Origin of the sequence: Bacillus sp. JJ722 (genome assembly GCF_036963345.1) — a bacterium.
Classification (GTDB): Bacteria; Bacillota; Bacilli; order Bacillales; family DSM-1321; genus Bacillus_AD.
The window spans coordinates 1-1,145 of record NZ_JBALMO010000435.1 but is presented as its reverse complement, the minus strand read 5'-3'; the positions used below and the strand labels follow the sequence as shown (position 1 = coordinate 1,145).

Annotated in this window: 2 protein-coding genes; both read right to left on the bottom strand. The window is 27.6% G+C overall.

What is annotated here, in order from left to right:
* The coding region (locus tag V7014_RS27130; RefSeq protein ID WP_335512236.1) for an ABC-three component system protein at window positions 1–922 on the bottom strand (922 nt) is incomplete at its 3' end.
* The coding region (locus V7014_RS27125; RefSeq protein ID WP_335512235.1) for a hypothetical protein at window positions 895–1,145 on the bottom strand (251 nt) is incomplete at its 5' end. The genes V7014_RS27125 and V7014_RS27130, both read right to left, overlap by 28 nt.

Below are 1,145 nucleotides of genomic sequence, written 5' to 3'. Positions count from 1 at the left end.
CTATATCCAAATAAATATATTCTTTAATATTTTCATGATTTATTTTCACTTTTTTATAAAGGGATATGTATAGCAATAGTCTAACCCAACCTTTCCATACTTCTTCTTCTAAAGGGTTAAATTCCTTATCGTATGGTATCACTATCTTTTCATTTAATAATTCATTCAAAAAGTAAGGACTAATGCCATTTAAATTTTCTTTATACACCTTTTTTAATATACTTGCATTCATTTCATGTTCTTCAGAAACTATATTTTCTAAATATAAGTCAAATGCCATTAATTGTGCAGGTATTAACGTCGGCAGACCCTCTCTTTTTAAAAAGTTATTAATAGATAGAATATTCATCCCCATTAATTTACCGTGTTCTCCTTGACCTCTTAACGCCCTTATAATACCAATTAAAAAGTAATCTTCACCTTTCCTTACATACATCCCTGAACCTGAATACCCTATAGTACTATCCTTTGCATCCTTATCAATATCACCTAAAGGAGGATGTTGAAGAATTAAATTATAATCATCTAAAACTTCGGAAACATAACCATCTAATGAATCACCTGGATGTAATTCATTTAATAAATAATTTGGAAAACCAAAAAATTTATAATCCATATTAATTTTTGGGACTTCAATTAATACTTGTGCATAATCTTTATTAGTTTCTATTTCGATAACTGCAAAATCTAAATTAACATCTTGTGGAGAATATATTTTTTTTATTTGTAGCTCCTCTCCTTCAAAATCTACAATTGAAATTTTTGACATTTCCGAATTCAAATCCCTCTTTGAAGGATTGCTAGTTAAACAATGATACGCTGTAATTACATATGTTTTCTCCTTAGTTTGAAAAAGACACCCACTTCCTCTTGTTTCTTCAAAACCTTTAATTCTTACTCCAAGTCTTCGGAACAATTCCATAAATCCACCTTCAATATTTCATTATTTTTAACATCTTTACATTTAACTTTTAATTCTTTAATTTCTTTATTCGTTAATAACTTTGTAAACACATTAGAATAATTAAAATAAAAAATTGTTTCTTTATCTCTTGATTTAGCTACCTTTACTATAGTCTCTTTGTTTGGAAGACCATGAGTTTCTCCATTAGTACTAATAAGATATCTATCACTCACAATATTAT